This is a genomic window from Glycocaulis abyssi (assembly GCF_041429775.1).
Lineage (GTDB): Bacteria > Pseudomonadota > Alphaproteobacteria > Caulobacterales > Maricaulaceae > Glycocaulis > Glycocaulis abyssi.
Genome location: NZ_CP163421.1, coordinates 1,523,180 through 1,544,294 on the forward strand (window position 1 = coordinate 1,523,180; position 21,115 = coordinate 1,544,294).

The following is a 21,115-nucleotide window of genomic DNA, read 5'->3' on the forward strand; positions in this document are numbered from 1 at the left end:
AACCCGACAGCCAGCGCAACGGAACGCGCGAACCGGAGCAAGGCTATCCAATGACGTTGAAAAGAATGGTGAATAGGGTGGGGCCTCATCCGGGCTTCAGGATAGCGAGCCGTCGGCCTTTCAACTCCAAACCGATCATCTACATCGAGCCTCAGCGCGATTACGCTCCGATATTTGATCGGATCCTGAACAAGCCAAGGTTCAAAGACGCACCCATCTACGTTCCCAGCCCGCACCACATGGAGCAAGTGATCAAGTGCGGCGAAGAACGTGGCTTGGCGATGCGTGAGCGCATGCTTCCCTATTCCACGATCAGCATGGACTTTGACGACTTCATCTTCAGTCTGGGCTTTTCGCTAGCACAGGATTTCTACGACATTGTCGTCAGCAGTTCCGGCCTGCTGTTCAACGACCGGCACCGGTTCCTGCATCCTGAAACCCGCTGGGCAACGATCATCACCTGCCTGGACCGTTTTGTGGGCCAGATGCGTCCGAGCATGGAATTCGAGCGTCTTCTGAAACTCTACGATGTCGATCACGTCTATCTCGTGCCTTCCCCGGCAGGCCGGACACCAATTCTCGAGGCAGTCGTTACAGACGTAATAGGCGATCGGCGGGTCAGTGTGCTGACCGGACACATCGTCAATTTGGCGGAGCGCAAGCATGGCCAATCCGCAGCCAATCCATTTGTGCTAAACCCGAAGCCCAGACGCTTTCCCGCTTATCAGTTCACCAGCAAGGATGTGAAGCGTAATAACATCGCCTTCATAGCCAATTTCCAAGACAAACAATACGATTACAGTCTGCTACCTATACTGCCTAAAATTTTAGAAAAATACAATGTTGTACTTATGAATTACATGATACACAATCGTCCACGCTGGATTGATCAAGAGCAATTTAAAGCAGCACTCGAAGAACGGCGCATCGAGTATTTCGAGAAAGTCGCCAAGACCTCCTTGATTAAGTTCGGAGCGCTGGAAAAAAAGTTCATGACCAGTGTCCTGCGGAGGTTCAACAGCAAGGTGCGCGCTTATGGCGATGAGGCAGCGCGCTATGCTGACCTGTTGACACTTTACCTAGCCAAAAGTGCTTTCCCGCTGCTCACGAACATCGCAGAAACCCGGACGAAAGCGCACGACATTCTGCGCCACAGCCATGCGCTAGTCCTGCTTCCTGGACGGACGCTGGAAGCGAACATCTTTACCGGATGCGCGCGGGCAAAGGGTATCCCTACTATCGAAATCCAGAGCGGCACCATCTCGCCGTTGAGACGATTCATCCGGCCACAGGCCGACGAAGTCCTCGCCATAGACCCGTTCTCACGTAGCGTGTACACGCGCTTCCTGGGCAAGGAGCCTGATAAGGTCATCGTGACCGGCGGACCGAAGCTTGAGTACGACCTTAGTCAGGTCCGGGGCATGAGCAAGCAGGAGGCACGGGCCAGCATTCCCCAACTCGCCCCGCTACAGGATGCACGCATACTTGTGCTCGCCTCCCAGCCTATCGGGGTGGATCATGCAACCACAATCGCACGGCTTGCCATCGAAGCCTGTAGCGGCACGCCTGACCTGTGGCTGGCGATCAAGCCTCACCCCAGTGAAAAAGAGAAGTATCTCAAGGCCTACCGCGAACTTGCAGAGGAAGTCGGTTTAGAGCGGTTCGTCATCCTCGAGGGCGTGCCCGTCCTGCACGCAGTCGTCGCAGCTGATATTGTTGCCACATACTTCTCGACAGTGGGCCTGGAGGCTTTTGCGTTGACCCGGGACGTCATCTGTATAAACCCTTTCGACTCCCGCCCGCCATTCGACCTGGTAGAGATCGGTGTAGCGAGCGAGGTAAAGACTGCTTCGCAGATGCATAGCCGCATCGAAGTTATGCTGGCCAATCCCGGAGAAGGCACACAAAGCGATGCGCTGCTCGACCGCATCCGCGACGGGCGCGCCATTGAGCGGGTATACGAACACATCCTGGAACGTGCGGCTGGCCATCAAACAGCCACCAGCCTTCTACGTCCACACATCTACCGGCGTAAAATGCGGTCATTGCTGAGGTTGAGTAGAATTACCGTCGGACGGCTTCTGAGCCGTAGCTGACGCAACTAGCCTGAGGTGAGCAGCGAAGAGGCGCTCTGCCACCACGCCATACACGCTCGCAAACGGATAGAGATTGGTGTCGGCAACAATCCATAAATCCCCTCACGGCATCTGGTTTGGCGGACCTCAGCGCTCTACAGGCCGCCATCAGATACCGGCTTACGAGACTCCATCCCAATGTCTCGGCGCTCAGCCCTACAGCAACGCGCCTTTTGATTGGCAGCGCTTCATCGGGGGCTACAGAGTGTGACTCTTTTTCCGCATCGCGGATGACGCGGTTGATATTCAGCAAGCTCTCGTAGAACGGAAGCTGAGCCACCGTAATGATGGTTTCCGACGCAATCCGGGTAATGGAACCGAGAAATATCCGGCCCAGCAGGATGAAGACGATCGCTTTCGCGACGACTTCCGGTGTGAGTTCGTACAGGATTATGCCCAGGGCCGCCAACAGCACGAGAATAACGGTAGCCAGATCTCCGATCAGACCTGTGCGGGCGCCCAGCATACGCCGGTGGCCATAAGTGACCGGGAAATCGGGCCCTATTTTCAGCGATACGTAGTCAGGTTGAGAGCGCCATATCTCCGCCGGATCGCTGCATAGCTCCACATCCGCGACCGCCGCCGCCGCTGCCTTGCGATGGGACGCGGCGCTGGCTCTGAGCCTCTCATTAAGTGCTACTCCGCTCATCACCATCAGCATCTGGCCAACGAAAAAGGGCAGGGTGACGCCGACGACAATAGCTGCCCAGAGGGGCTCGATCACGAACAGCGCGACACCGATTGCGATACTCGTTGACCCAGCCCCGTGAATTCCGGCCATTGAATGGTAGAGTCCATCGAAAAGAGGATGGACCATGCGCAAGAGCCGTTATTCGGAGGAGCAGATCATCGGCATGCTCAGGGAGCACGATGCTGGTGTGAGCACGAAGGAGGTCTGCCGCAAGTACGGCATCTCCGACGCGACGTTTTACAAATACAAGGCGAAGTTCGGCGGCATGACAGTATCCGATGCCCAGCGCCTAAAGTCGCTGGAGCTGGAGAACAACCGGCTGAAGCGGCTTCTGGCCGATGCGATGCTGGACAATGCGGCCCTGAAGGACCTCGCCTCAAAAAACTTCTGACGCCCGACGTCAAGCGCCAGGCCGTGCACCACATGGTGACCAGGCACGGGCTGAGCGAGCGTCGGGCGTGTGCCCTTGCAGAACTTGATCGCTCCACGTTCCAGTATCAGAAGCGTTCTGGTGGTGATGACGCCTTGCGAGCTCGCTTGCGCGATCTGGCAGGCGAGCGCCGCCGGTTCGGCTATCGTCGGCTTGGCATCCTGCTGGAACGGGAGGGTCTTTATGCGAACCACAAGAAGGTCTACCGGCTCTACCGGGAAGAAGGGCTGGCGGTCCGTCGGCGGCGTGGCCGCAAGCGGTCGGTTGGAACCCGTCGCCCGATACTGTTGCCTGCGGCGGCGAACCATCGCTGGAGCCTCGACTTCGTCTCCGACGCTCTAATCGACGGGCGGCGCTTCCGGACGCTATGCGTGGTCGACGACTTCACGCGAGAGGCCTTAGCCGTCGTGGTCGATACCTCGCTGTCAGGCGTGCGCGTGGCCCGTGAGCTTGATCGTCTGATCGAGCGGCGAGGAAAGCCGCGCATGATCGTCAGCGACAATGGCACCGAACTGACCAGTCACGCGATCCTGCGATGGCAGAAGGACAGCGGTGTGGAGTGGCATTACATCGCACCCGGAAAGCCCACCCAGAACGCGTTCGTGGAAAGCTTCAATGGCCGGTTCAGGGACGAGTGCCTGAACGAACACCTGTTCTCCTCGCTCGGCGAAGCGCGCGACCTGATCGAGGCATGGAGGATCGACTACAACACCGAGAGACCGCACACCGCACTCGGCGGGCTCGCACCTTGTGTCTACGCCGAGCGAACACGTCACCCCCGGCCCGGTTCGCTTGAGCTACGCGCAAGCGCCGCTCACCGGGCCTTGACCAACCACATCAACCCAGAAAGAAAGGCGAACAGACTCTACTAACTCACGGCCCGGATCACGGGGCTGGGTCATCGTTACCAAAGGCAACACCACGCCAAGGAGGCCCGCATACGCTAGGCTGGCATACCGGGCACCCGAACCTAGAGCGGCCACGATCGACTGGCTGGAGTAGTTGGCAAGCAGCAGACGATGGCGCGCGACGGGATTTGTCGCCGCCCGGCCGAGCTGCTTCACACCCAATTTAAAGTACGCAACGGTACGGCCAGTAATATAGCGGTCTGCAAGAAACGGCAGCAGCGCACTCGCAATAGCAAACACAATCAGAAAGCCGAATATCCAGTCGCCGGTGATACCCAGCTGTTGCAGCCGGCCTCCGCCGCCTTGCACGGCTGCGATAAGGGCCGCAGCCAGCCCGATCTGCGACGCTGATGACAGCACGCTAAACACCAGAAGAACAGCAACCACACCCTTGCTGCGCGACAATTCGCGCTGCGCAAAGCCAGCCAGCAAGCGGATCCTGTCCCCGGAAAGAAGGGATAGCTTCATTTTTCAGCGGCCTCCGGGACATCGGCGCAGATCGTGTTCAAGCAAGGCTCCTGCCAGCAGCCTTCCTGTTCCTTAGTGCCATTGTGCCGCTGTGTCGACGCTGCATTGCCAACCGCGTCGTGGCCAGAATATGGCCCGGCAGTAATACGGCCTGACGCACGGGGAACAGCCAGAAGGCGCTCTGCCGCGGCGGCGGTTAGCTCAGGAACACATAAAAATCCCGTTAGAGAGCAATAACTTGCGTGCTCGAGGCCAATAACTGCGTATAGGGCAGAGCCATTCGACCTTACCCAAAAATAAGGCATTGCTGAGGTGAACGCAAACGCCCCGGACGAGGGTCCGGGGCGTTTGCGCAAGCCGTTGGCATGGCCTGTGAGCGACCTGAGAGATAGGTGACGGAACGTACCGGACACATGGGTCACACTTTTGGCTTTGGGCTGGAGGTGGAGATGCCGTGGAAGGAGTGTTCGGTAATGGATGAGCGTGTTCGGTTTGTCGGCCGTCTTCTGGATGGCGAGAGCATGAGCGAGGTCTGCCGCCAGTTCGGCATCTCGCGCAAGACCGGCTACAAGATATGGGGCCGCTACAGGCAAGAGGGTCTGGAGGCGCTGTGCGACCGCTCGCGCCGCCCGGTGCGCTACGCCAACCAGCTGCCTGACCAGATCGAGCGGCTGATCGTGGAAGCCAAGCGCGAGAAGCCTCACTGGGGCGCCAGGAAGATCCGCGAGTTGCTGGTGCGCAAGCTGGCCGGTGATGTGCGCATCCCGGCCAGGAGCACCGTCCATGCGGTGCTTGACCGGCACGGCCTGGTCAGCCGGTCGCGCAAGCGGCGCACGGCCAACAAGGCCGTGGGCACGGCGCTGTCGCAGGCCTTTGAGCCCAACGATCTGTGGTGCGCCGACTTCAAGGGTGAGTTCAAGCTGGGCGACGGGCGCTATTGTTACCCCCTGACCGTCACCGACCAGGCCTCGCGCATGATCCTGGTTTGCGAAGCCCTTGAGAGTACCAAGGAGCGGCCCGTCATCGAGACCTTCGTGAGCGTGTTCAGGGAGCGCGGCCTGCCAGCCGCCATCAGAAGCGATAACGGCCTGCCCTTCGCCAGCCCCAACGGGCTCTACAACCTGTCGCGGCTGTCCGTGCTCTGGCTCAGGCTCGGCATCGCCATCGAGCGCATCAGGCCCGGCCATCCCCAGCAGAACGGCCGCCACGAGCGCATGCACCGGACCCTGAAGCAGGAAACTGCCCGCCCGCCGGGCATGAACGCCCTTCAGCAGCAGGCCCGGTTCGACGCATTCGTCAGCGAGTTCAATACAGAACGCCCGCACGAAGCCATCGCCATGAAGACGCCGGGCGAACTCTACACGCCCGCCTCAAGGCCATGGCAGGGACTGCAGGAGATCGACTACCCCCTCCACGACAAGGACATTCTGGTCACCGCATGCGGGCGCATCTGCATGCACCGCAAGAAGATCAACATCTCAACCGTGCTCGCCGGCCAGAAACTCGGAATCAAGGAAGTCGACGACGGCATCTGGCTCGTCAGCTTCATGACCTACGATCTGGGATATATCGACCTGGAACAGAAAACCCTGCAGACTATCGACAACCCGTTCGGCACGCGGGTGTCACCCATGTCTTAGGTACAATCCGTTACCTATGTCTCCGGGTCGTACACTGCAGTTTTTGGGTGCGGGGGCAGGATTTGAACCTGCGACCTTCAGGTTATGAGACTAAACGTGCGCATGCTATCCTGTTGTTTCTATTATTTTTCTTAGCCCATTATGGAAAAGTGTGTAAGAAAGTGTGTAAGACTATACCCACTTTCGCCCCCTGATTCGCGCCTTATAACACAGGGCTTTTCAGCGATTTTAGGCGAATGCCCGTTTCAGGTTTTGAATTATGGGAACCGAAAAAAGGCTTGGGTGCGGGGGTCGGATTTGAACCGACGACCTACAGGTTATGAGCCTGTCGAGCTACCGGGCTGCTCCACCCCGCATAAGCTCGCAAAGCTATATCCACCAAGGCTTTCGGACGCAACTCCTCATGTCATCTAATCGTCAGATAACGATGCCGGTGCCGCCTTTCCCAAAGCTTAATCGATAGCCGAATTCGTGACGGGATGCCCTCCCCTGGCCTTCCCGCCTTCGACGCCTTTTCAATTGAGCAAGCTGGCTCCAATCAGCTCAACCACGCAACGACCGCACGCGGTCGTCCTTCTCTAGCGTTTCGGTCCGAGAACAAACGGATGCATGGCGAGCCAGCCATTGGAGCGGATCGCCTTCCCATCAAAGGCCTCGATTGGCGGGGCCGGACAAACAAGGGAGGGTATCATGCCATCATATATCGACACTCAATCGCTCTACGCACTGGACGAAGCCGAGCTGCGAGCTCTTTACGAAATCATCTACGCGGAGATGCTGGCGATGCCTGAGGGCTCGCCAGCCAGATCAGATGCCCATGCGCTTCTGAACCGTATCCGCAACATGATTTTTGCCAAGCGCCGGACGCGTCACTTCTCGCCCAGCCTTTAGGCTGGGCACAGTTGTTGCGCCTAAAAATCGATCTCTACGAGCTGCGCGATGGTGTTGCTGATCGGGGTATGCAGGTCGATCTCTTGTCCACATGAATCGAGCGTGAGGACTAAGGCATAGCGAGCTCTGCGCTCGCATATCGCTGGATTAGTGCGCTCCTTCCACCAACCGGATATCGGCTTCACACAAAGAACGTTGCGAGCCGCGAGGTGGGCTCCAGTGCCTTTCCAAACATCGCAATGAAGAGAACCGGCGGAGATGCTGTTGGGGCCAAACAACCACTGCCCGGACTCGCCTGACTTCGGAACAGACTCGATGCCTGTTCGCTCCGATTTGTTGATCCTCCATTTGAACTGCCCGACCGTCTCGCTTGAACGCTTAAGATCGAACCGAAGGCCAAACGACTGGTAATTGGATGGATCAATAGCAGCCGACTTACCCGGATTGGGTTCAACAAAATATGAAAGCGCGATTTTGAGCGAAAACTCTTTATCGTAATACTCCTCGCTCTCCAGGATCGCTGATGGCCAAGGAAGGTCGAAATAATGGCATTCCTTCATCAGCCGACCTTTTTCGTGTTTCTCGAAAGGCTGGATTTCCCGTTGAGCGATGAGTGCTAAGTTGTTGGCCGCAGATGCTCGCGCACGTTCAAACGATGGAACACCGTAGCCAAACTTTCGAAGTAGTGCCTTGTGGTCTGATAAACGGTTGGAGCTTCCAAGCTCAGCAAGCATCGCAGGCGTCCACTCGGCGCTATGCACCATCAATGCCCTCAATGTCTCGGGCCATAAATCCGAATGCTCTGCGCTAAGGCGGGCAGCAAATCTCGCGGCTTGGGCGGTGGCGGCACTCGTTGCAGCAAACGTTTCTAGCGGCCTCTGATCGACATCAGCGCCGGTCGTCAGTAGCTCTAACGAGTCGCAATTGATAATTTCTCTTCCGCTGTCGGAAATAACGCGATTGCCAGCTTCAAACACGATCTCCGGCTTAATTGGCGTCTTGCTTGAGTTCCAGCCGAGCGAGGTTCTTGAGAAGGGGCTAACCTCGCCCACCGCTGCGTAAGCGCGGTGATTGGCGAAATAAGTTTCAGTGGGATCGATAACGGTTTTCTCGGTATATCCGCCAACGGTGATCGCATTCCATGCCTGAGCAGGGTCTTCGATAGGGAACTGACTGATGTCATCCAGCGCTGCTGGATCCATCGTCCGAATGTTCCCGGCTGATACAAAGACCAACCGCCGAGGGCGGTCTGCCTCATCCCCTGCAAGGCCGCCGTAAGCTGCGCGATCAATGCAGGCACTCCAGGTCGTGTTCCTGTCGCCGGAGCGGTCTTCATTGGTGATTGCGAGGGAGAAAACCCGGCTGTGCTCCGGATTCGCTGCTTCGGCAGTCGCTATTCCGTCGAGTGTGATAACGCCGTAACGGCTAGGTTCGTTTGGCGGGAAGCCGCCATCGGGAATAATCCTCACACTTTCCAGCCGGTGGCTTAACTCAATCTCCCTCTGATCTTGTAGAGCTGGGAACAAGTCGCCAAACAATGCCAAACCGGCCATGCCCGTTCCATGTGGCGCGTCAGCCAGATTGTCGGTGGTGTTCCACTCTGGCCGGACAGTCAACAATGAGGCTGCATCCAGCGCCGGTTCAATGAGGGGGTGCGCTCGATTTACGCCAGTGTCTAGCAGGCAAACGCGCGGCACATCAGTGCCTGGCCAAGTCACCCGTTCAGCGAGGTTCTCAACCCATTCGCGTTGTCGTTCGCGCTCATCCTCAACAAAAAATGCCGGCGTGTCAGAACCGCGCCGTAGTTCTTGGATGCCAGAGGAGATAATGGTGGCCAGTTCCATATCCACGCGGCGCGCGAAGACAGGGAGCACCATAGCCTCAGGAAACTGGAGCCATTGGTGATCGTCGGCAACAAAACAGTTCAAGCGCTGGAAGATTTGAGCGACTTCGCCGACGCGTTCTGGAGCACACCAAACTTCCCACCATAATTGGTCGTTTGCTGCGCGTGGCAATGCAGCGGGATCATCTGTCCAGAAATCTTCTAAGCGCGCCAAACGAATGGAATTGATTGGTGCCACAAAATCGCTCTTTGGCGGCTTTTGACCCTTTTCCGTGAGATCGCCGGTTGCGTACTCCTCGAAAATTTCCTCAACCGCTTGAACGCTTGCGTGGGGGATAAAGACAACAACCCGAACTGTGCCAGTCTCAGGATCAATCCGCACAGCGCCGATATGCATCCGGTTCGATTTACGCTCCATGATTGTCGGCTTGCTACCGGGATGGAGTGTCACCTCGTAAAATGCACCAGACGTCCGTTGCTCCTCACCTTGAATTTCGACGGATTGAGGTGCCTGGCGAAAAGCTGCTTGAATTTGCTGTCTGAGGAAACGCCCGTGTTCTTCTCGCGCAGGGGGCGTTGCACCACCAGCCATGCGCCGATCTGGCCGGGAGTAAACATTCACAGAAACATTATTGGATAGATCGATGTGCGGGCGGTCAAAATCCTGAGGCATTCAATTCTCTTACCTTGATTCAGGGTTTTTGAACGCCTCCTGCATAGAGCGTCGTTCAGATAAGCGACGCAGAAGCTGATCCGTGGTGATCGTGTCACGCTCATCAAGAATGGCAGACTTGACCGCATCCTCAGCAGCTTTGGAAAGCTCGGCCTGGCTAAGGCCTTGGGCGGCTTCAAGTACTTTTGTCCAAGACAGGCGGCCATGCTTTAACGGCCTCATGCCAGCCAAAAGAACGCGCTTAACCTCCTCATCCGAAGGCAATTGGAATGAGAGGATCGTATCAAAGCGCCGGATTAACGCGCGGTCGAGCAGTTCAGGGTGGTTGGTTGCGCCAACGATCAAGCTGTCAGTGACGCTTTCCTCTTCCATATATTGGAGAAAGGAATTCAAGACGCGCCGCATCTCGGCAACATCATTCGTGGCATTGCGCTTTCCGCCAACTGCGTCGAATTCATCAAAAAGGTACACGCCGCGCCGTTTCTGGGTTTCGTCGAATACCAGCCGCAATTTTGCGGCTGTTTCGCCCATGAAACGCGTAATGAGTGCCTCAAGCCGGATCACGAATAGCGGTAATTTTAGCTGACCGGCCAGCGCTTCGGCCGTCATTGTTTTTCCAGAGCCAGGAGGGCCGACAAACAAGACACGTCGAGCCGGACGCTTGCCGTGCTCGCGAAGCCAATCCCTTTTGGCTTGCTCCTTGACCACATCGTCAAGGCGAAGGCGGAGCTGAGCATCTAGAACGACATCCTTCAGGATATAGCGTGGCTCTTTGAGCTCAATTAGGCCTTCAAGATCACCGCGAGGCTGAGCGAATTGAATGGGGACAGGCGCACCCAGACGGGAACGTGCGGCGTCAACGGCTTTTCTAAGCGCATCCGCAGATGTTCGGCGGCCTTGCCTAGCTTCGGACGCAGCAATTTGCAGAGCAATTGAGTAAAATTGCTCGTCATCCCCCTCAGCTTTGCTATTCAGCATCGCTAGTATATGTTTAGAATTAGACATTTATTCACACTTTATTATCTTTTTATAATTGTACCTCGCCATGAATTGAGAAGAGGTTAACGGAATCATAACAAGTTTCCATTCCGTTCGCCAGAGGTTTCGCAGTTCGTGATGAACCCGCACCTCAACGGCCTCAGGCTCGAAGACTGCTTGCAGGGCTTTGTCCGCGCTAGGTGTCCAAGCCCATAACTCACTCGGACTTTTTACCGGACATGATGCCAGCCGAGGGCCTAGCGCCAAATTTATCAAGTCTATGATATATATAGCGATATTAGCGATTCAAAAGCGGACATAGAAGCGGACATGAAAGCGGCAGAATATCGGGGTGAAGGCCCAGCTGAGTCCAAGGGGTAATCCGCAGAGACAACTATGGCTCGCGCCTCGCGCCCTCTTACTGAGTTGCCCTTGTTATCCTTGTCCGCATGGCGTCACCAATCGGCTCAACAATTTCGGCTGGGAAGTTTTCTGGCATAGCTTTGATGGCACGCTCCAATGCGGCATCCGAGTGTTTGGCCAAATTGGCGAAGACCTCTTCCACCTTTTCCTCCGCTACGCCTGCGGCCTTGGCATTCTGCAAAAAATGGCGCGGGGTGATTTTGTCGAAGCGATAATAGCGATTGTCGCCTACAGCCATAGCGAGGCGAAACTCCTTCCGCTGAAGCTGCTTAGCCGCATAGTTCGGCTGCGTGGACATGATGTCGTAGAGCGGGGTCATGCGGTAACGACCACCTGGCGTAAGGAAGAGACTGAAATTCTTGGCGTGGCCGTCGGGCGCGCCAATCAGCCAGAAGACGATTTGTGCTTTAAGGAAGGCCAAGCGATCTTCGTCGGCGTAGTCACTCCCGTTGAGAAGGTTGAGGCATTCTCGAATGCCTGGACCGCCATCACTATTGTATTTGATGGTCGGCGGCACAGAGAGGGCCTGACAGAAGTCCTCCTGCGGCACGCGAAGCAAGCGGCCGTCACTGGCTTTCAACCGGTCGAACCGCTCAACCGCTAGAACACGCACCTTGTCAAAGGTGAGAATCTGGCTCTGTGCGACCTCTAAACCCAATTCCCGACACAGCGTGAGACAGAAATGCTCGTTTTCAACGCTGAGGGTCATATCGAGCCCGTTGGGCAGCTTACCGAGTTCCGGTTTCAGGATATGGGTGGTCGGTGTCGCGCCCTTTGGCAGACCCCAGCCATTATCCCAGAAAAGCGCGGTTTTCTCCTGCGCACCAGCAATCGAGATACGAAACTCGCGTTCACCATCGGGCCGAATGCCCAAAGGAGATGTGGCGAGGTTGCGAATAATGTCCGCAATATCTGCATCGCTGAGCGGCGTATATTCAGGTGCGGCTGGAGGCGCGATGTCCCCACCATCAGGCACAAATTGTAATGCGCCAACGCAGTCGCGGCCAATCTTGTTGAGTAGGCTGAAGGCATCGGTTCCTTCTGCCCCGACTTTCTCGGCGACCTTGCGCCGGATTTGGTCATTGTCAGGAAGAAGGTTATCAAAGAAAGCTGAAACCTCGGCACCCGAATAGCGCTCTTCCCGCAGCGGTAGCGAAAGCGAAACCGGAATAGCGCGCCGCTCGTCTGCGAGCCACTCCTTGCCATAGGCAAACGAAATGGCTCCATTGGCAGCGCGATCAAGAACGCCAACATGCCGCCCGTTGAGGGCGACCGAAAGGCGAGCACTCTTACGCGCGCGCGCCATTAGAAGATATCCTCAATGTCGCTGTGAGACCCTTTGGTGCGCGGCTGAATGACGGCCTCGAGGTCCAAGGCGCGCAGCAAGTCCATTACGGTGCTGAGCTTGACGGTTTCGAGGCCGTTTTCCACCTGAGAAACCGTGCCCTGCCGCACCCCGGCGCGCTTGGCCAGATCGGTCTGGGTAAGATTGCTCGCACGGCGAAAACGCCGCAATGCGACGCCCAATTGCTTCGGTGATCTGACGAGTTCCGCCATGGTATAATCCCCAATTGTTTTGAGCATTATACGTCACAGCGTATATTTCGTCAATATGCGTTATAGCGTATAAATTGGATTTATCGCCTAGAGCGTATAACTACGCGCCACAGCTAACTGGCTGACCAGATCGCTTTCAATCAAAACCCGCGCAGGGATTGAAGATGTGCCTCAATGGCTGTTCGCACCTGGGCGCTCATCGGCAGATGGGCTTTTTCCTGTGCCCAGACCTCATGAAAGCGCGCGGCGGTTTCTGTGGCCGTGTCGAGGATGAGCTTCTCTGGCAGTTCGGCCTTTGCGGCCAAATGAGCCAGCTCGTCCTTGCCAAATTCGTCAAAGCGTTTGGTGCGGCTGAATTTGAGCGCGAAACTCTCATCGCGGATATAGGGGATCGTTGACACGAAATCATAGGCGGGGGCGAGAGCCGCCCTCTTCTGATCGGGATAGATCAGCGACCAGTTTTTAATGTGCATGTCGGCATTACCGATCAGCACATTGAAGGTCAGGCGGCGAATAAACTCGGCCACATCCGCATTGCCCGCCTCAATCCCGATCACGCGCGCGATCTGCCGGATGGAGGCGCGCTTGTATTTCTCTTCTGGGTAAACGCCGAATATCTGCGCGAAATCCTCGATATGAACACGCGCGCCGTCAGCGCCCCGATCAAAGCGGGCAATGGCGAATGCCTTTCCTTTCAGGCGGCTATCACCAAGGCCAATACCGTCCGGCAAATTCCCGATATCAGCAAGATTCACCAGCTCGATGGGGGGCACGTCGATACCGATCAGCCCTGCCAACGTCATCATGGAAAACTCGTTTTCGGGCACGCCCTCAAACTCGCGTGAAGGCAGTTTGACGATCCAGTCACCGCCAAGCCCGCGCGCCGGTATGGTCAGCCCACCGCGCGCCTCCAAAAGGGCAGAGAATTTGAGTTGAACCCCTGCCAGCGAAAAACCGAAAGGCTGTGCGGCAGCCCCCGCCGTCACATCGGCGGGCTGATCCTCAACGCGAACAGGATCACCAATGGCTGGGGCGATACTGATTGCGCCGGGCAGATCAGCACCAAGAGCTTCAAGGAGCGCAAATTCGCGCACCGGATTGACGTTGGCGCGTTCGGCCAGATAGGCGCGCAAATGCCCTTCGGGCAGGAGATTCGAGAAGAAGGGAAGCGCCCGCGTCTGGGTCACCGGAAACTCGGTGGCCAATGCGCCATATTCATCCTTGAAGCCAAGGCTCAATGTCGCTCGCTCAGCGTCCTCAATATAAGCCTCATCGAAGGCAAAGAGGATCCGGTCACCGCCCAGATGGGTCAATGTACCGATCTGCTTGCCATGCAGGCTGACGCTGAGGATTGAGGGGAGTGTGCGAGCCTTAGTCATCATCGTCCCCCTCTAGCTGATAGGCGGACTTGGCACTCCACATCACATTGCGTGGCTGGTCACCGTTCTTGGCTGGCTTTTCTACCGAGCGAATGAGCGCCTGCACCGCAGGCAAGGCCTGTTTGGGCACAAGCTCTAGCTCTAGTTCCAACGTGCGTGAAATCGCAACAAGGCTCGAGAGGCGGATATCCACCGCGCCGCTCTCGATCTTCGAGATGTGGCTTTGAGGAACGCCTGTTAATTGAGCCAACGCCCTCTGGCTAAGCCCCTTATCCTCACGCGCTTGCTTCAAGCGCCCAGCGATTTTTTCCAGTAGATACGACATTTTGATCTGCTTTCTCATATCAGTTGATCGATATGATACGTTAAAGCATATCACATAAGCCGCCCGCCATCAAGAATTATATGTTTTTATGTATCATTCCCAGATATAGATATGCTATTGCATATCGTTTAGCCGCGCCCCTGTAACGACAAGTGAACCGACCCGACGGCAAGGCCGTCGGAGAGCCAATAAAAATCCAAAACCGCCTGACGATAACGTCGTTTCTGCACAATAACATCAGCATTGTTACTGTGCATTTAATTGTTAATTTTATGAATTTGGCAAAAAATCACCGATCACTTGGCTTCTGGAATTGCGGGAAGCGCCTCCCCGTTGAGCTGTGATTGCACGAGTTCAGCGATGAAGCGGCTGAAGGGTTCGATATTCTCATGCACGCTGGCTTGTTCTAGCGCTGCCATATACTCATTGCGGCGGCCGACAGGGATGACAGTCCAAGGGTAGCCGCCCCCCGCCAGCATGACATTCATCAAGAACCGCCCCATGCGACCGTTTCCGTCCATGTAAGGGTGGATATAGACGAAGATAAAATGGCCAAGCACGACGCGCACGGCTGGGCTGTCCTCGGCGCTTAAGAGCTCAAAAAAGACTGCCATGGCATCGGAGACCGCGCGCGGGGCGAGCGGCGTATGCATGGAGTTGCGGATAAAGACCCGCTCGCTCCGATAACCGGCCAGGTCAGCCGCCTCGATAATGCCAGCCGTGACACTAGGCCCGAAAAGTTCTCGGTACCATTGACTATGGTCTGCCTCCACAACATCGCCGGGTGTCGCATTAGTGAGAACGGCGCGCACGCTTTTTTTGACCGCTTCGAAGGCTTGCCAATAGCCGCGAGCGGCAAGGGCATCTTGATGCTCTCGGTCTTTGGCGATGGCGTCGGGATTCCAATCACCTGATCTGACGCGTTCGATCAGGTCGGGGCTTACACGGTATCCCTCAATGGAAAGTGAGTGATAGGCATCTGTGATGAAGGCATCTTCAACACGTTCAAGATAGGCCTCGACATCATTGGGTGTGCCAGGGCTATCTGGAAAAAGATCAACTATTGGGCTGCGTAGCTTCTGCCATAACAGCCTGATGCGGGTAGCCGCAGGAGAGACTTCCCGTCTTGGAATGTCGAAATCGAGCCGTGAGATGAAGGGATCTGTTTCGCGGACGGCGTAGCCAGCCTTCTCCATGGTGGCGATGATGTCATCGGCGAGGCGTCCACGGCCGATATTTCGGAGTGCTCCGGCGAGCCGTCCTGCGATCACGCTGTGACCACCAGCCAGCAGACGCGAAAGAATTTCTGATGAATCGCGTATCTGAGCGAGGGCAATGCGCAGGTCAGTCGCACGCTGTTCAAACACGGCAGGAGAAGCCGCAACAAGTGCCGCTGGCAAGGAGTAGAAGCGGATACCGTTTTCGGTTTCGATATCGGAGGCGGGTGGCAGCGCAACCCGCATATCATAGAGGGAAGTCTGATGCATAAGTTCGGTGGGGTTATTGCCTCCGCCGGGCGCGCGGATCACCAGTTGCTGAGGCACCGTCCAATTGCCTGCATGAAGCAGGAGCGAACTCTCTGGTGTCAGACACCAGTCATTCTTAAATCGGTCTGTTAGATAGCGAGCAACAAATTCCCAGAAGGTTGCATACCAAGCGGTCGTGTCGCCTGGGCGATCATTCGGACTCGCGGCGATATACCAGCCGCGCATCACTTCGATCAGAAAACCATTCGCGACGAGGCGCTCCCTGTGCGTGCGAGAGAGATCGGCTGAACGCACCACCATGCCTTGACGGTCTTGAAGCGCCTTGAGGGCTTCAAGGGAGCTGGCTAGTTTTTCCTGTGGCGTCGCCATATCGATATACCTGTTTTCGGGTTTCAGGGCGCACGCATTTTCGGACTTAGCGCCGCGCCTAATTTCGTATTTAATGTTGTATCATTTTTCGGTTTTAATGTCACGAAAAATTCAATATGTTGTTTTAATGTATTTTTTCTGGCAACTTGGCCTTTAGAGCTGAGGCCTGCTCGGCCTGAATCGTGCCGCAGAGTGCAACAGCCTGCCCCGCCACAAAGAACTGCTCCAAGAGCTTAATGAGCGTCAGGCACAACAGCGTCAGGATCAGGAGCGATAGATGATATGGCGCAGATGATCGCTTAGAGCGATGCCTAGCGCTAAACTATTGATTTATATAGCCATGCCCCTGCGAAATTATAAAAAACTTACCTGCGAAATTACAAAAGTTTTCCCGCGAAATTATAAAAAACATCTCCGCGAAATTACACATTTAACGCTAAAACAGCGAAAAAAGGCGGCCTCAGGCCGCCTTGGTAACGCTTTGAAGCTTCTCCAAAAATTCGCCCGCTTTCGCGGCTTGCGCGGCGGCGGTGAAGATAGCGCGGTTGTCGGCTTTGAGCACTTTGAGCCAATGATCGATATAGGCGGCGTGATCGGGACGCGGCGTTAGCGCGATCCCCAGATCAGCACACAGGAATGCCGCTCCCAGCTCGGCCACAAGCTCTTCCATCGCATAGGCCTCATCGCCGAACCGTTCTCCAAACTGGCGATCACAGCGCTTGGCATGGCCTGTCCAATGGGTCAGCTCATGCAGGAGCGTCGAGTAATAGCACTCGGTCGCAGAACTTGTCGGCGTGCCCAAGAAACGAGACGGTTCGGGCATCTGGATGCTGTCGGATGACGGGCGGTAATAAGCGCGATCTCCGCCATGGGAGATCTTCGCGCCGGTCGAGCGGATAAAGGCATCGGCTTGGTCAATCGCTTCGACGGGATTGATGGCCACGGGCGGTTCGGGACGTTCATAGCCGTCCACCTGGTCGGCATTGAAGACGTAGGAGGCACGGGCAAAGCGGCGCTTGCCATCGGTGGTCTCACCGGTCTCGGTATCAACGTCTTCAGCGTCATATTCCTTGTAGAATATGACGAGTGAGGCTTTCTCGCCCTTGCGAACCTGAGCACCCTTGGCTTGCCACTGGCGATAGGTGCCCCACAGGCCGGTTGAGAATCCGCGCACTTCGGCGGCGACCCAGAGCGAGAGAACATTGATGCCGCGATAGGCGTTGCCGGTATCGGCATTCAGGGGACGGTTGAGCCCCTCGCCGGTGCGGTGCCAGGGCATTTGCCAATCGCCAGCGCCTTGCTCGATGGCTTCGATAATCTGGTTGGTGATCTGGGTGTGAATATCCGGCCGCGTGCTCGCGGATTTGCGTGATGGTCTGGCCATATCGGTCTCTCCTCTTTTGTGGTTTCGGGACAAACCGCGGCTCGCACCTGCGAACCTGCCAGCGGGCTGTCCGTTGACTGTTGGGAGAGAGGCGGGCGACACGGCGGGCGCACTGGCGAAGCCTTCACAAGAAGGCGAAGCGCCGCAGCGAAGCGCAGGACGCGATGGGTGGGGGAGTTTGTTGAGGCGCGAGGAAGACGCAAAGCGTCGGGGAAGAAACTGCCCTGCCCCGCGTTGCCGCCCTTGGCCGGACGGCTGCCTTAAACAGGCAAGGATCAGGACAGACCGCGACAGGCGGGACGCAATTCGACTGTCTTGGGCTTACACCAGCAAATGGGGGGGAATGGCCGAGTGGTCAGGCACCGATCAATAGAGCGGACGTTGCAAACATCAGACACGCCACCTAGTCTGACGCCATGGTTGATAATGGATCAGATTCGCAAGCGATGCCTGAACCCAAGGGGAGTATCATGCCGTTGGAACCTGTGAGCGCTCTTTCTATCATTGCATCAGCTATCAGCATTGCGGCGTCGATTAAGCAGATTATGAGCGACAGTCGTGTGGATTTCACACAGGCTCTTAGGATTTTCGGAAAGAAAGCGACACCTAAACAAAACGCGCTTTTGCAAGACGCCAAATTTCGCGACTCTATTTCTGGGCTGTTGGTAATTTCACCAAAACTACTTAAGCAACTCGAAGAAGAGGCCAAGGCTTGCGAAGATTCTTATATCAAAGACAGAAGAAAATCAAAAACCAATCTCGATAAAGAAAAAGCCGAACTGCGCGCAACACAATGTATTTGCAACACGCTACGCGCCATTATGAGACACAACGACGGAAACCTTCCATCGGATGAATTTGCAGGATATTGGAAATCTTACAATTGTGAATTATAATTTATACTTTTTATAGCATTTAGAAGCGTGACCTTTTTTCCCTAATTTTATTTCACGCCCCACATTCAAGGTCAACAAATCCTCTATAGAATTTCCAGTTCTTGTTATTCTTTTACCATTTTTATCACATCCGACGCTCCACCGGCCATAGCCATAAATAGTAACCACGTAGTGGTCAATGTTATTCCCAGTTTTACCTGACCCTGGTAACAACCAATTGAATGTCAATATCGGCTCTGGGTTCGTCGTTATTCCGCCAGATATCCAAGGCTCCGAACAATCCGCAGGCAGGCTGCGTAAAAACCGCGTGGCGTCATCAATTCCGGACAAAGCACGAGGGTCTTGAGGATCACGTTCTGTAACAGAGGCTCCCATAATTAAAAAAGCTCTATCTTTAATAAAATCAATTTGCGTCTGTAAATTTTTATTACTCATATTATATTGATTAACAAATTATTTTTTACTTATGAAGGCAAATATAGATGCTTAATTCTCCGCTTTAAGAATTGGCGATTAGATTGCCTAGCGGCCAGGGTTGCCACGATTGCGCTCATTCTGGCGTTCGATCTCACGCTCGCGTTCGCGCTCGCGCTCTTCTTTAAGGCTCTGTTGGCGCTGCTGGTCACGCTCAAGGGATTGCTGGCGCATCAGGGCGATTTGCCGGTCGGCAAAATGACGGGTTTGTTCGTCGCGCATGAGGCGGCGCGCATCGGCGATGGTCTTTTTCTCATCCCATGACAGAGCGTTCCAATCGTCATTGGACAGGCCGCGCGCAGCCTGCTGAAGCTGGCGCTGGGCGATCAGCCGTTCGGGGCTGGGTGTTTTTTCCAGATCGGTGCGCCGCTCGGCGAGTTGGCGCAGTCGCTGCTTGGCTTGTTCGACCTTCGGCTTTTGCCGCGCCAGCTTGCGGCGCAGATATTCGCCCTTGCGGGCTTTCTCCGCGAGAATGGGCAGAGAGAGCAACGCCTCTTTGCGCTCGGCGCTCTTCCACAAAATGGCGATACGCCGTCCTCGTAACGCGCCAAAATGGGCAGGCTTGCGCATCATCTCGCGCGCGATCTGCGCGGGGGATTTCTTGCCCTCGGCACAGCGCTTCTTGAACAGCGCCTTGGCCTGTTCGGGGTTTTTGAACACGCTGGCGAACCCGCCTTCGACGGCCATATCGAGCCTGTCGAGATGTTGGGAGCGCTTGTCATGGGCGTAGATCGTCCGGCGTTCCTTGGCGATCTCATGACGAATGGCGTTCAACTCGCCATGGCTTTGATCGGCACGCTTGAGAGCTTTCATCGCCTGTTTGAGGGCGGCTTTATCCGGCTTGGCCTCGCCGAGGGATTTGATCAGCTCGGGACGTTCGATCAGAACGTCCAGCTCTGCGCGCCTTTCTTCGAGCTGGCTTCGCTCGGCGTTGCGCCGCCGCTTTTCTTCGTTGGCATTGGCTGCGTCCAGGACAACGCCTTCTCGGATCATTGAGGTGACGTCGGGGCCTTCATGCTGGGTAGGCTCCCGATCCTGACCCTGAGCTTCCAGTGTCCGGTGATCGACGCGCTCAGGACGGCCAGCCCGATCAAGGGCGGCGTTACAATGATCCGCCCATGATGACCGCCAGTGGTCGAGAAGGCTCCGATCATTCCATTCACGGGCTTTACGGGTAAAGCCTTCGGAACCGACCTCACGTAAGGTCAGCATGGCATGGGCATGGTGGTTGCGCTGGTCGCCATCGCGATCAGGCAGATGGATTGCAAAATCGGCCACCATGCCGCGTGAGACGCATTCCTTTTCGAGGAATTCCCGCACGAGCTGTTCGCGCTGGCTATCGGTCAGCTCGTGCGGCAACGCCATGGTGATCTCGCGCGCTGTCTGCGAGTTCACCCGCGTCTCACGGGCCTCGACCGCGTTCCACAATTCTTCGCGGTCGCGGCACCAGTCAGGGGCGTGTTCGGGGGCGATGATCTCACTATGGAGCACCCCGCCTTTTCGGGAATAGTCATGCGTCGTGCCGGTGCGCTCATCATTGAGCGCCTCGCCGGCGCGATAGGCAGCCGCCGCGACAGAGCTGCGCCCTGCCGAGCGTTTTATGACCGATACCCGAAAAGAATATATCGCCACGCCACCCCCTGACTGGTCGGGTCGCCGTGAAGAGCTTCAGCTTGAAACAAGACCCGAGGAAGCCCTCTCGGCGACTGAGAGACGCACACAAACCGAAACGGTTTGTATAAGTGCGCCATTACCTACTTTTATGGAAATTATAGCACAGATCGGGTACAATAGTGGTTAAGAGCTAGGCGGAGCCGGATTTACAAGGAGGTACCCATGAAAATCGGTGGCTTCGGTGATGGACGGATTCGACGTTTGATCGAAGAGAGAGCCCGCATCGATGCGCAGATTTCACGGCATACTTCCCGGCAATGGGAGACGAGGCGAAAGCGCGAGTTACGGCGCTTCCTCGTCGCTGGCGAGGTCGTGCTCAGGCACGCCGCCCGCGATGAAGCCTTCGCCAAGACTCTCTTCAATCTGCTGAGTGAGGTGCTCAAAGGGCGCGACCGTGCGCTGTTCGAGCTGAATAGCGATGTGCGTAATGCCTTCGCTTCTGCCTCGGCGGATTACCGTGACGAGAGTCCGGACGGGTAGGCAGTGACCG

Annotated in this window: 18 protein-coding genes and 1 tRNA gene; 6 read left to right on the top strand and 13 right to left on the bottom strand. The window is 56.1% G+C overall.

Features of this window, described 5'->3' with window-relative positions; genetic code table 11:
* Window positions 1-50 precede the first annotated feature (50 nt).
* Window positions 51-2,096, top strand: a complete 2,046-nt coding sequence (locus tag AB6B38_RS07425; RefSeq protein WP_371392214.1) for a hypothetical protein — start codon at window positions 51-53, stop codon at window positions 2,094-2,096.
* On the opposite strand, the gene AB6B38_RS07430 is transcribed toward AB6B38_RS07425, so the two are convergent.
* Window positions 2,065-2,952, bottom strand: coding sequence for a hypothetical protein (locus AB6B38_RS07430; RefSeq protein WP_371392215.1), 888 nt, complete (start codon window positions 2,950-2,952; stop codon window positions 2,065-2,067). The two genes, AB6B38_RS07425 and AB6B38_RS07430, sit on opposite strands and share 32 nt — an antisense overlap.
* Between AB6B38_RS07430 and AB6B38_RS07435 the strand changes: the two genes are divergently transcribed.
* Window positions 2,951-4,128 (top strand): IS3 family transposase gene (locus AB6B38_RS07435; protein WP_371392216.1). Its coding sequence is split into 2 segments (ribosomal slippage): window positions 2,951-3,203 and window positions 3,203-4,128, totalling 1,179 coding nucleotides; the frame shifts between segments, so codons are not numbered across the junction. The genes AB6B38_RS07430 and AB6B38_RS07435 overlap by 2 nt on opposite strands.
* On the opposite strand, the gene AB6B38_RS07440 is transcribed toward AB6B38_RS07435, so the two are convergent.
* Window positions 4,054-4,632: a hypothetical protein gene (locus AB6B38_RS07440; RefSeq protein ID WP_371392217.1), complete on the bottom strand. Its 579-nt coding sequence runs from the start codon at window positions 4,630-4,632 to the stop codon at window positions 4,054-4,056. The genes AB6B38_RS07435 and AB6B38_RS07440 overlap by 75 nt on opposite strands.
* 449 nt (window positions 4,633-5,081) lie before the next feature.
* Here AB6B38_RS07440 and AB6B38_RS07445 point away from each other — a divergent pair, with 449 nt between their 5' ends.
* The gene (locus tag AB6B38_RS07445; RefSeq protein WP_371395064.1) at window positions 5,082-6,272 is read left to right on the top strand and encodes an IS481 family transposase; all 1,191 of its coding nucleotides are present in this window, start codon (window positions 5,082-5,084) and stop codon (window positions 6,270-6,272) included.
* 279 nt (window positions 6,273-6,551) lie between these two features.
* On the opposite strand, the gene AB6B38_RS07450 is transcribed toward AB6B38_RS07445, so the two are convergent.
* Window positions 6,552-6,628, bottom strand: a tRNA-Met gene (locus tag AB6B38_RS07450).
* Between the two features lie 334 nt (window positions 6,629-6,962).
* Between AB6B38_RS07450 and AB6B38_RS07455 the strand changes: the two genes are divergently transcribed.
* Window positions 6,963-7,163, top strand: coding sequence for a hypothetical protein (locus AB6B38_RS07455; protein WP_371392218.1), 201 nt, complete (start codon window positions 6,963-6,965; stop codon window positions 7,161-7,163).
* A 20-nt stretch (window positions 7,164-7,183) separates the two neighbouring features.
* Here AB6B38_RS07455 and AB6B38_RS07460 read toward each other — a convergent pair whose 3' ends face one another.
* From AB6B38_RS07460 to AB6B38_RS07495, 8 genes are all read right to left on the bottom strand, one after another.
* Window positions 7,184-9,679 (bottom strand): S8 family peptidase, encoded by a 2,496-nt coding sequence (locus tag AB6B38_RS07460; protein ID WP_371392219.1) that lies wholly within the window; start codon window positions 9,677-9,679, stop codon window positions 7,184-7,186.
* A gap of 9 nt (window positions 9,680-9,688) precedes the next feature.
* The gene (locus AB6B38_RS07465; protein ID WP_371392220.1) at window positions 9,689-10,657 is read right to left on the bottom strand and encodes an AAA family ATPase; all 969 of its coding nucleotides are present in this window, start codon (window positions 10,655-10,657) and stop codon (window positions 9,689-9,691) included.
* A gap of 418 nt (window positions 10,658-11,075) precedes the next feature.
* The gene (locus tag AB6B38_RS07470; protein ID WP_371392222.1) at window positions 11,076-12,386 is read right to left on the bottom strand and encodes a type II toxin-antitoxin system HipA family toxin; all 1,311 of its coding nucleotides are present in this window, start codon (window positions 12,384-12,386) and stop codon (window positions 11,076-11,078) included.
* On the bottom strand, window positions 12,386-12,637 hold the full coding sequence (locus tag AB6B38_RS07475) for a helix-turn-helix domain-containing protein (protein WP_371392223.1): 252 nt from the start codon (window positions 12,635-12,637) through the stop codon (window positions 12,386-12,388). The genes AB6B38_RS07470 and AB6B38_RS07475 overlap by 1 nt, the downstream gene beginning before the upstream one ends.
* A gap of 140 nt (window positions 12,638-12,777) precedes the next feature.
* Window positions 12,778-14,019, bottom strand: a complete 1,242-nt coding sequence (locus AB6B38_RS07480) for a type II toxin-antitoxin system HipA family toxin (RefSeq protein WP_371392224.1) — start codon at window positions 14,017-14,019, stop codon at window positions 12,778-12,780.
* Window positions 14,009-14,359, bottom strand: a complete 351-nt coding sequence (locus tag AB6B38_RS07485; protein WP_371392225.1) for a helix-turn-helix domain-containing protein — start codon at window positions 14,357-14,359, stop codon at window positions 14,009-14,011. Before AB6B38_RS07485 ends, AB6B38_RS07480 begins: the two co-directional genes overlap by 11 nt.
* A 278-nt stretch (window positions 14,360-14,637) precedes the next feature.
* Window positions 14,638-16,197: a Fic family protein gene (locus AB6B38_RS07490; RefSeq protein ID WP_371392226.1), complete on the bottom strand. Its 1,560-nt coding sequence runs from the start codon at window positions 16,195-16,197 to the stop codon at window positions 14,638-14,640.
* 460 nt (window positions 16,198-16,657) lie between these two features.
* The gene (locus AB6B38_RS07495; protein ID WP_371392227.1) at window positions 16,658-17,581 is read right to left on the bottom strand and encodes an ArdC family protein; all 924 of its coding nucleotides are present in this window, start codon (window positions 17,579-17,581) and stop codon (window positions 16,658-16,660) included.
* A gap of 470 nt (window positions 17,582-18,051) precedes the next feature.
* On the opposite strand from AB6B38_RS07495, the gene AB6B38_RS07500 reads away from it, so the two are divergent.
* A complete protein-coding gene (locus AB6B38_RS07500; RefSeq protein ID WP_371392228.1) occupies window positions 18,052-18,477 on the top strand; it encodes a hypothetical protein in 426 nt (141 codons plus the stop codon).
* On the opposite strand, the gene AB6B38_RS07505 is transcribed toward AB6B38_RS07500, so the two are convergent.
* Both AB6B38_RS07505 and mobQ read right to left on the bottom strand, forming a co-directional pair.
* Window positions 18,472-18,912 carry a hypothetical protein gene (locus AB6B38_RS07505; protein ID WP_371392229.1) on the bottom strand — a complete coding sequence of 147 codons (441 nt, stop codon included), beginning with the start codon at window positions 18,910-18,912 and terminating at the stop codon, window positions 18,472-18,474. The two genes, AB6B38_RS07500 and AB6B38_RS07505, sit on opposite strands and share 6 nt — an antisense overlap.
* Before the next feature lie 87 nt (window positions 18,913-18,999).
* A complete protein-coding gene (gene mobQ, locus AB6B38_RS07510) occupies window positions 19,000-20,583 on the bottom strand; it encodes a MobQ family relaxase (protein WP_371392230.1) in 1,584 nt (527 codons plus the stop codon).
* A gap of 204 nt (window positions 20,584-20,787) precedes the next feature.
* Here mobQ and AB6B38_RS07515 point away from each other — a divergent pair, with 204 nt between their 5' ends.
* Window positions 20,788-21,105 (top strand): hypothetical protein, encoded by a 318-nt coding sequence (locus AB6B38_RS07515; RefSeq protein WP_371392231.1) that lies wholly within the window; start codon window positions 20,788-20,790, stop codon window positions 21,103-21,105.
* Window positions 21,106-21,115 lie beyond the last annotated feature (10 nt).

Excerpts from the sequence above, each read along its gene's own strand:
- AB6B38_RS07505 (WP_371392229.1), bottom strand. The coding sequence starts at position 18,912 with ATGAGTAATAAAAATTTACAGACGCAAATTGATTTTATTAAAGATAGA.
- AB6B38_RS07485 (WP_371392225.1), bottom strand. The coding sequence starts at position 14,359 with ATGAGAAAGCAGATCAAAATGTCGTATCTACTGGAAAAAATCGCTGGG.
- AB6B38_RS07490 (WP_371392226.1), bottom strand. The coding sequence starts at position 16,197 with ATGGCGACGCCACAGGAAAAACTAGCCAGCTCCCTTGAAGCCCTCAAG.
- AB6B38_RS07455 (WP_371392218.1), top strand. The coding sequence starts at position 6,963 with ATGCCATCATATATCGACACTCAATCGCTCTACGCACTGGACGAAGCC.
- AB6B38_RS07475 (WP_371392223.1), bottom strand. The coding sequence starts at position 12,637 with ATGGCGGAACTCGTCAGATCACCGAAGCAATTGGGCGTCGCATTGCGG.
- AB6B38_RS07500 (WP_371392228.1), top strand. The coding sequence starts at position 18,052 with ATGCCGTTGGAACCTGTGAGCGCTCTTTCTATCATTGCATCAGCTATC.
- AB6B38_RS07430 (WP_371392215.1), bottom strand. The coding sequence starts at position 2,952 with ATGGTCCATCCTCTTTTCGATGGACTCTACCATTCAATGGCCGGAATT.
- AB6B38_RS07480 (WP_371392224.1), bottom strand. The coding sequence starts at position 14,019 with ATGATGACTAAGGCTCGCACACTCCCCTCAATCCTCAGCGTCAGCCTG.
- AB6B38_RS07515 (WP_371392231.1), top strand. The coding sequence starts at position 20,788 with ATGAAAATCGGTGGCTTCGGTGATGGACGGATTCGACGTTTGATCGAA.
- AB6B38_RS07465 (WP_371392220.1), bottom strand. The coding sequence starts at position 10,657 with ATGCTGAATAGCAAAGCTGAGGGGGATGACGAGCAATTTTACTCAATT.
- AB6B38_RS07445 (WP_371395064.1), top strand. The coding sequence starts at position 5,082 with ATGCCGTGGAAGGAGTGTTCGGTAATGGATGAGCGTGTTCGGTTTGTC.
- AB6B38_RS07425 (WP_371392214.1), top strand. The coding sequence starts at position 51 with ATGACGTTGAAAAGAATGGTGAATAGGGTGGGGCCTCATCCGGGCTTC.
- AB6B38_RS07460 (WP_371392219.1), bottom strand. The coding sequence starts at position 9,679 with ATGCCTCAGGATTTTGACCGCCCGCACATCGATCTATCCAATAATGTT.
- AB6B38_RS07470 (WP_371392222.1), bottom strand. The coding sequence starts at position 12,386 with ATGGCGCGCGCGCGTAAGAGTGCTCGCCTTTCGGTCGCCCTCAACGGG.
- AB6B38_RS07495 (WP_371392227.1), bottom strand. The coding sequence starts at position 17,581 with ATGGCCAGACCATCACGCAAATCCGCGAGCACGCGGCCGGATATTCAC.
- AB6B38_RS07440 (WP_371392217.1), bottom strand. The coding sequence starts at position 4,632 with ATGAAGCTATCCCTTCTTTCCGGGGACAGGATCCGCTTGCTGGCTGGC.